The sequence below is a fragment of the Trebonia sp. genome (genome assembly GCF_030042015.1).
GTDB lineage: Bacteria > Actinomycetota > Actinomycetes > Streptosporangiales > Streptosporangiaceae > Trebonia.
This window is the reverse complement of the sequence record NZ_JASIAL010000364.1, coordinates 1-7,549: the sequence shown is the minus strand read 5'-3', so window position 1 is coordinate 7,549 and position 7,549 is coordinate 1. Positions and strand designations below refer to the sequence as shown.

Annotated in this window: 8 protein-coding genes; 1 reads left to right on the top strand and 7 read right to left on the bottom strand. The window is 70.8% G+C overall.

From position 1 onward, the window contains the following. From Q1N79_RS19700 to fabG, 3 genes are all read right to left on the bottom strand, one after another. On the bottom strand, positions 1–322 hold a 322-nt coding region (locus Q1N79_RS19700), incomplete at its 3' end, for an acyl-CoA dehydrogenase family protein (RefSeq protein ID WP_300611007.1). Further along, complete coding sequence (locus Q1N79_RS19695; protein WP_300611004.1) at positions 319–1,521, bottom strand: acyl-CoA dehydrogenase family protein; 1,203 nt, start codon at positions 1,519–1,521, stop codon at positions 319–321. The genes Q1N79_RS19695 and Q1N79_RS19700, both read right to left, overlap by 4 nt. Before the next feature lie 6 nt (positions 1,522–1,527). Further along, positions 1,528–2,289, bottom strand: a complete 762-nt coding sequence (gene fabG, locus Q1N79_RS19690; protein ID WP_300611002.1) for a 3-oxoacyl-ACP reductase FabG — start codon at positions 2,287–2,289, stop codon at positions 1,528–1,530. Positions 2,290–2,457: 168 nt separating this feature from the next. On the opposite strand from fabG, the gene Q1N79_RS19685 reads away from it, so the two are divergent. Further along, on the top strand, positions 2,458–3,243 hold the full coding sequence (locus Q1N79_RS19685; RefSeq protein WP_300611000.1) for a hypothetical protein: 786 nt from the start codon (positions 2,458–2,460) through the stop codon (positions 3,241–3,243). A gap of 10 nt (positions 3,244–3,253) precedes the next feature. Here Q1N79_RS19685 and Q1N79_RS19680 read toward each other — a convergent pair whose 3' ends face one another. The 4 genes from Q1N79_RS19680 to Q1N79_RS19665 are packed head-to-tail and all read right to left on the bottom strand — an operon-like array spanning position 3,254 to position 7,340. Continuing rightward, complete coding sequence (locus Q1N79_RS19680) at positions 3,254–4,837, bottom strand: DUF2079 domain-containing protein (protein ID WP_300610998.1); 1,584 nt, start codon at positions 4,835–4,837, stop codon at positions 3,254–3,256. A 52-nt stretch (positions 4,838–4,889) separates the two neighbouring features. Further along, on the bottom strand, positions 4,890–5,630 hold the full coding sequence (locus tag Q1N79_RS19675; RefSeq protein WP_300610997.1) for an ABC transporter permease: 741 nt from the start codon (positions 5,628–5,630) through the stop codon (positions 4,890–4,892). Positions 5,631–5,688: 58 nt separating this feature from the next. Then, positions 5,689–6,471, bottom strand: a complete 783-nt coding sequence (locus tag Q1N79_RS19670; protein ID WP_300610996.1) for an ABC transporter permease — start codon at positions 6,469–6,471, stop codon at positions 5,689–5,691. Next, positions 6,471–7,340 carry an ABC transporter ATP-binding protein gene (locus Q1N79_RS19665; RefSeq protein WP_300610995.1) on the bottom strand — a complete coding sequence of 290 codons (870 nt, stop codon included), beginning with the start codon at positions 7,338–7,340 and terminating at the stop codon, positions 6,471–6,473. Before Q1N79_RS19665 ends, Q1N79_RS19670 begins: the two co-directional genes overlap by 1 nt. Between the last annotated feature and the right edge of the window lie 209 nt (positions 7,341–7,549).

Sequence of the window (7,549 nt, the reverse complement as noted above, 5' to 3'; positions counted from 1 at the left end):
CCGCGCGGAGCAACACCGCGGTCGCGACGGCCGCGCTGCCCAGGTAGGGGATGGGCGCCACGGCGGCGCCGAATTGTTCGGCCGCGGCGGCGAGCTCGCGGTAGGAGGCGCCCGCGCCGCCGAGCGGCTCGGGGATCAGCAGGCCGGCGATGCCGATGTCCACTGCCACCGCGCGCCAAAGGCCCGTGTCGCAGGTTTCGGCCTGCTCGGTGCGGGCCAGCACGTCGCCAGGCGCGGCCCGCGAGGCAAGCAGGTCGGCCAGGGCAGCCGCCAGGGACCGTTCGGTATCTGAATAAAGAAGATCGGCGGATGAGGCGGTCACCGCGGCAAGTCCTTCCAGGCGACGTCCTTGTCGACGCGGGGCTCGGGGGGCAGGCCGAGGACGCGCTCGGCGATGATGTTGCGCAGGATCTCCGACGTGCCTCCCTCGATCGAGTTGCCCTTCGAGCGCAGGTAGCGGTAGCCGGCGCCGCGGGTGTAGTCGCTGGCGGCGGGCCTGCGCATCGTCCAGTCGTCGTAGCGGAGCCCGTCCGATCCCTCGAAGTCGATCTCGAATCCGGAGATCTCCTGATTCAGCCGCGCGTAGCTGAGCTTGGCCGCCGAACCCTCGGGGCCCGGCTCGCCCGCGGCGAGCTGCTGCCGCAGCCGGTCGCCCGCCAGCCGCGCCACTTCCGCCTCCGCCCACAGCCGCAGCAGCCGCTGGTGCAGTTCGTGGGTGCGCTTTTCCGGATGCTGCCGCCACGCCGCGGCGGCGAACCCGATCGCGCCGAGCTCCCTGGGCACCGCGCGGGCGCCGCCGATCGACACCCGCTCGTTCATCAGCGTGGTCTGGGCGACCCGCCAGCCGGCGCCCACGTCGCCGAGCCGGTCGCCGTCCGGGATGCGCACGTCGGTGAGGAACACCTCGTTGAACTCCGCCTCGCCGGTGAGCTGGCGCAGCGGCCGGACCTCGACGCCCGGCGCGTGCATGTCAAGGACGAAGTAGGACAGGCCCGCGTGCTTGGGGACGTCCGGATCGGTCCTGGCGAGCAGGAGTCCCCAGCGCGCCCGGTGCGCGACCGAGGTCCACACCTTCTGGCCGGTGACGACCCACTCGCCGTCGGTCCTGGTCGCGCGGGTGGCCAGGCCGGCCAGGTCGCTGCCCGCGGCTGGCTCGCTGAACAGCTGGCACCAGATCTCTCGCGCGGTCCACAGCGGCCTGAGCCACCGTTGCTTTTGCTCCTCGGTGCCGAAGGCGATGATCGTCGGCGCGGCCATGCCGAGCCCGATCACGTTGCGCACCGGGTCGAGGACGGGGGCGCCGGCCTTGGCGAACTCTGCTTCGGCCACCTGCTGGAGCGAGCGGGCCAGGCCGAGCCCGCCGTGCCCCACCGGGTAGTGCACGACGGCCAGCCCGGCGTCCCACCGCGCGGTCAGGAAGCTGTCGCGGCCCATGGCCGCGGGGTCGTGCTCGTCGAGGAACGCGCGGATCGTCTTGCGCAGCTCCTCGTCCTCGCCGTGCGAGGCCGTTTCGGCGTTCATCGGCGGTCAGGAGACCGGTCCGCCGGCGATGTAGAGGACCTGGCCGGAGATGAACCCGGCCTCCTCGCTGACCAGGAAGGAGATCGCGGCGGCCACGTCGGCCACCTGGCCCACCCGCTGGACAGGGATCTGCGCGGCGCCGGCGGCCTGGAAGTCCTCGAACGACATGCCGAGCCGGGCGGCGGTGGCCGCCGTCATGTCGGTCACGATGAACCCGGGCGCCACGGCGTTCGCGGTGATGCCGAACTTGCCGAGCTCGATCGCGAGCGTCTTCGTCAGGCCCTGCAGGCCGGCCTTGGCGGCCGAGTAGTTGACCTGGCCGCGGTTGCCGGTCGCCGACACCGAGCTCAGGTTGACGATGCGGCCCCACTTGGCGTTGACCATGTACTTCTGGGTTGCCCGCGTCATCAGGAACGCGCCGCGCAGGTGGACGTTCACGACCGTGTCCCAGTCGTTCTCCGACATCTTGAACAGCAGGTTGTCGCGGGTCACGCCCGCGTTGTTCACGAGCACGGTCGGCTCGCCGAGGCCGGCCACCACCTGCTCGACCGCGGCCTGCACCTCATCGCTCTTGCTGACGTCGGCGCCCACCGCGATCGCCCGCCCCCCGGCCTTCTCGATCTCGGCCACGGTCTGCTCGCCATCGCCCTCCTTGAGGTCGAGCACCGCGACGGCCATCCCTTCGCTGGCCAGGCGCTTGGCGGTCCCGGCGCCGATCCCGCGGGCGGCTCCGGTGACGATCGCGATTCGCTGTGGCATAGCCTTCATCTTCCTTTCCTTCGGCACCTCGGGCCTTTGCCTGCCCGCTGCCGCTGTCGGCGAACGCCGGTGTTCCGTCGCCATTATCCCGAACTCCGGCCCGCGCACCACCTGCGCCCCGGACACGTGAAAAGGTACGTTGTGAGGTGTTGATGTCCGAATCGGGTTAGGGGAGCTGTGTCACGGGTCTTCAGGGCCCCCGCCGTTCTTGCCGCCGGGGTGCTCGCGGGCGTGCTGGTCGCGTTGACCGGGTGCGCGACCAAGGGGGTGCCGTACCAGACGCCGTCGTCGTCGGCCGCGCCCGCCGCCACGGCGCCGACGGCGGGCTCCCCCACCACGCCCGCGTCGCCCGTGCCGGCGGCCGCCGGGCAGCTGACCGGCTCGCAGCTGCAGATCGTGCTGCTGCCGCAGTCGTTCTTCCCCGCGGGCTTCAGCCTGTCGTCGGCCGGCGCGGTCACCTCGGGCGGCAGCCTGACCTCCTCCCCGGCGCAGTACGACCTGGCGACGCTGTCCTGCGCCAACTTCGTCAACAACCTGGGCAGCCCGGGGTTCGGCGAGACCGGCATGGCGGCCGAGACCTATGTGAGCGGGGAACAGGCGTATGACCAGGTGATCTACCAGTTTTCCAGCCCAGCCGAGGCGTCCGCCTTCGTCACGGGGGTCAGGGCGCTCGCCGGCCGGTGCGCCGGCTTCACCGCGACGGAGAACGGCACCCTCGGCACGTTCTCGCTGACGGCCGCTTCCGCGCCGGCGGTGGGCGGGCACCCGTCGCTGTCGCTGGTGCAGAAGGGGACGATCAGCGGGTCTTCTGTCACGCTGGACACGCTGCTGACCGCCAGCGGCGTGGACGTGTTCATCGGCGCCGGGGTCGGCTTCGGAGTCGGCGCCCCCGCCAGCCCGGCCCCGGCGGACATCGTCTACAACCTGATGACGCGCCAGCAGGCGGCGGCGGTGCTCGGGTAGCCCAAGCGCCCTAGGCGCGGCGGAACACGTAGACGTCGTCGCGCTCGAAGATCTCCACGTAGCGGCCGCTCCCGTAGAGCTGGGTGATGAAGTCGGGCACGTTCTTGGGTTCGGGGTTGTAGCCGCTGTTCTGGCCGTCGAACACGATGTACTGGGTGAGCGGGTTGCCTGCGTTGCCGATCCAGAACGTGTCGGTGCGGGCGGCGAGCGGGGCGAGCAGGTCGAGCGTGGTCACCACGGTGGCACCGTCGGGGACCTGTGCCATCGCCGCGTCGGCGGCCACCACGTGCGGGCTGATCTGGTACGTCGAGCTTTGCCAGAGGTTGCTGAGCGGGAACTGGAAGGCGAGCGCGGCGGCCACGGCAACGATCATCGGCGCGCCGTGCCTGGCCGCGCCGACCCGGAACGAGGCAGTCCGCGCGCTCAGCGAACGCATCCCCGCGCCGCCGGCTGGATCGGGCAGCGCCCGCCAGCGGGCCATCGCTTCGACGGCGGCGATGAACAGCACGGGCATCACGGTGGCGTTGTAGTGCCAGCTGGTGCCCCAGAAGGCGCTGTTGGTCGAGACGAACCGCAGCGCGAGGCTCGGCAGCGCGACCAGCGCGACCGGCGAGCCAAGCGCGACGAACGCGGTCGGCAACAGCAGCAGGACGACCGTCTGCAGCTTGGTCGGCCAGGCGTGGAACAGCTGGCCGACGAGGCCGGCCACCGAGAACGGCGCCCCCGAGCCGACCACGCCGCCGTCGCTCCAGTACAGGTAGCGGTGCTCGGCGTTGAAGTGCGGGATGATCACGGTGATCGCGAGCAGGGACCAGGCCAGGCCCCACACGACCAGGAAGATGCCGCCGGGGACGCTGCCCCGGAGGCTGCCCAGGCCCCGGCCGGCGCCAGCGCCGGCGCCAGCGCCGGCGCCAGCGGTACCCTCCCGGCGCGCCGCCGCGAAGACCATGAGCAAGCCGATGGCGGCGACGGTGAAGCCCTGGTCCTCCTTGACGAAGACCAGCGGCAGCGCCCACGCCACCGCCGCCCGTGTCCGCCCGCGGACCAGGGCGGACAGCGAGAACGCCAGCAGCGGGACCGCGATGGCGATCTCGTGGAAGTCGAAGTCGACCATCTGCTGCAGGCCCCAGGAGAACCCGTAGGCCGCGCCGACCGCCCGCCCCGCGCCCCTGCCGAGCTTGCCGGTCGCCGCCGCCGTCACCGGGAACACCGACACCGCGGTCAGCAGCGCCTGCGCGACCAGCAGGGTCGCCGGGGTCGGGAACAGGCGGAAGAACGGCGCGAGCAGCGCCACGGCGACCTGGAAGTGGTCGCCGAGCAGGTTGAACCCAGGGCCGCGCACGTCCACGATGGGCGCCTGCAGGTGCGCGAGCTGCTTGACGTACTCGGTGTAGATGGCCAGGTCCCACGACGAGGGGTTGAGCTGGAACAGGCGGAACAGGGAGATCGTCGCGTACGCGCCGAACACCGCCAGGACGATCGCCCAGGTCACGGGGTCGCGGTAGGGGCCGCGCGGCGCGGCGGCAGAGGCCGGTGCGCCCGCCCCAGCCTGGACGTCGGCCACACCGGCCTGGGGACGTCGCTCCTCAAGCATCGGTAGTAGCGTATCGGCTCCGGCGCCATGCGGCCGGGCCGCGAAGCATTCGTCACACGAGCAGCAGCGTCGCGAACCGCCGGCCCGCTACCGACAGCCCCGCGGCGCCCAGCGCCGCGAGGTAGGCGGCCCGCCAGAGCAAGTCGGGCCCGGGCACGCCGAGCACCAGGTCGCGCAGGATCACGACCCCCTGGTAGAGCGGGGTCCACTCGACGATGACCTCGATGACGTGCGGATATACCGTCAGTGGATAGAACGTGCCGGAGAACAGGAACAGCGGTACCGCGACAAGCATCACGTAGTCGAAGTCCTGCCAGGTGGTCATGTACGTGGTCAGCGTCACCCCGACCGCGGCGGTCGCGAAGCTGACCAGGGCCGCGCCGGGCAGCGCGAGCACCGCCCACGGTGAGGCGATCAGCCCCATCGACGCCATCACGATCAGGAACGGCACCGAGTACAAGATGCCGCGGAACACCGCCCAGCCGATCTCGGACAGCGCCACGTCCTGCGCGCCGAGCGGCGTCGCGAGCACGCAGTCGTAGAGCTTGTCGAACTTCAGCCGGCCGTACACGTTGAACGTCGAGTCGTTCAGCGCCCCGTTCAGCGCGGAGACGGCGAGCAGCCCGGGCGCCACGAACTCCCGGTACGGCACCGGATGCCCGGCCGGGCCCGGCACGGTGCCGATCAGCCCGCCGATCCCGACCCCCACAGAGAACAGGTAAAACAGCGGCTCGGCGGCCCCGGAGGCTATCACCAGCCACATGCGGCTGTAGAGCCGCGCGTGCCGCGCCATCAGCCGGACCCCCAGCGCGCCAGGGATTACGGCGGGTACGGAACGGGCCGTGGCGACTCTAGACATACAGCCGCCTGCGGAAGGTACGGGCGCCGAGCCACAGGCCGATGGCCGCCATCGCGGCCAGGTAGCCGAGGTGGATCGCGGCCGAGCCCGCGGTGACGTCGCCGAGGCTGAGCGACCGGCACAGGGCCACGCCGTGCCAGAGCGGGGTGACGTAGGCGACCGGGCGGAGCCAGCCGGGGAGCCGGCTGATGGGGAAGAACGTGCCGGAGAACAGCATCAGCGGCACCGAGCCGAACCGGAACAGGTAGTTCAGCGAGATCTGCGTGTCCAGGGTGACCGCCCAGGCCGCGACCGGCGTGGCGAACGCGACGCCGAGCAGCACCGCGGCCGGCAGCAGCAGGATCGCCCACGCCGACTTGATCAGGCCGAAGCCGGCCATCAACGCCACGAAGACCGCCGAGTTCATCGCGATCCGCATCGTGATGAACAACAGGTGGCCGCGGAAGATGTCGGCCGGGCGGAGCATCGTGGCGCGGGCGGCGAGGTAGATCTTGTTCCAGTGGATGCCGCCGTAGACGGGAAACGCCGCGTTCGTCATCCCCGTGTTCATCGCCTGGAAGCCGAGCACCGCGGGGGCGACGTACACGACGTAGGGCACGCCGCCGATCGCCGCCGTGCCGTTCTTGTCGACCAGCGAGCCGAGGCCGTAGCCCATCGCGCCGAGGTAGAACAGCGGGCCGCCGACGGACGACCAGACCGAGGAGCGCCAGGTCCTGCGGTACATCACGAGCCAGGCGCGCAGCGCCCGGACAGACATCGAGAGTGACAGGCCCATCAGTCGATCAGGGTCCGGCCGGTCAGGTGCAGGAAGACGTCCTCGAGGGTGGACCTGCGGACGAGTTCGGTGAGCGGCTCGATGCCCGCCTCGCGGATCTGGGCCTGCGCCCGCTCGCCATCGGCCACGTAGAGCAGCAGCCGGTCGGCAGTCACCACGGTCCGTTCTGGATAAAAGCCTTTGATCTTCTCCACCGCCTGCTCGTGCATGGCGGGATCGAACCGCAGCTCGAGCACTTCCGCGGTCGAGTACCGCCCGATGAGTTCGCGGGGGGTGCCCTCGGCGACGATCGTCGCGTGGTCCATCACGACGAGGCGGTCGCAGAGCTGCTCGGCCTCGTCCATGTAGTGCGTGGTGAGGATCAGCGTCACGCCGCGCTGCTTGAGCCGGTACAGCCGGTCCCACACCACGTGCCTGGCCTGCGGGTCCAGGCCGGTGGTCGGCTCGTCGAGGATGAGGATCTCGGGGTCGTTGATGAGGCTCCTCGCGATCGTCAGGCGGCGCTTCATGCCGCCGGACAGCGGCTCCACCATATCGCCGGCGCGGTCGGTGAGCTGGACGAAGTCCAGGAGCTGGTCGGTCCGCTCCCTGATGACCGTGCGCGGCAGGCCAAAGTAGCGGCCGTAGACGAGCAGGTTCTCCCTGACGGTCAGCTCGACGTCCAGCGTGTCCTCCTGCGGCACCACGCCGAGCCTGGCCCTGATCGCGGTACCGTCCCGGACCGGGTCGCCACCCAGAATGGTAAGCTCGCCTTCTGTCGGCGGGGAGACACAGCCGATCATGCGCATCGTGGATGATTTCCCGGCGCCGTTCGGCCCGAGAAATCCGAAGGCTTCGCCCTGGTACAGGTCGAAGTCGATTCCGTCCACTGCGGTGAAGCTGCCGAACCGCTTAGTAAGGCCTCGGGCGCGGACTAGTACCTCGGGCACCCGAAGGAGAATACCCGGCACCGCGACGGATTCCGAACGGTTTTCGGCCTTGGCCGCCGGGCGGCTGAAGAGGAAAGGTAAGGTACGAGACGTCGGCCACCGCGGGGAGCGCGGGGCGCGATGGGACACGCGAGAGGATAAGCCAGTTG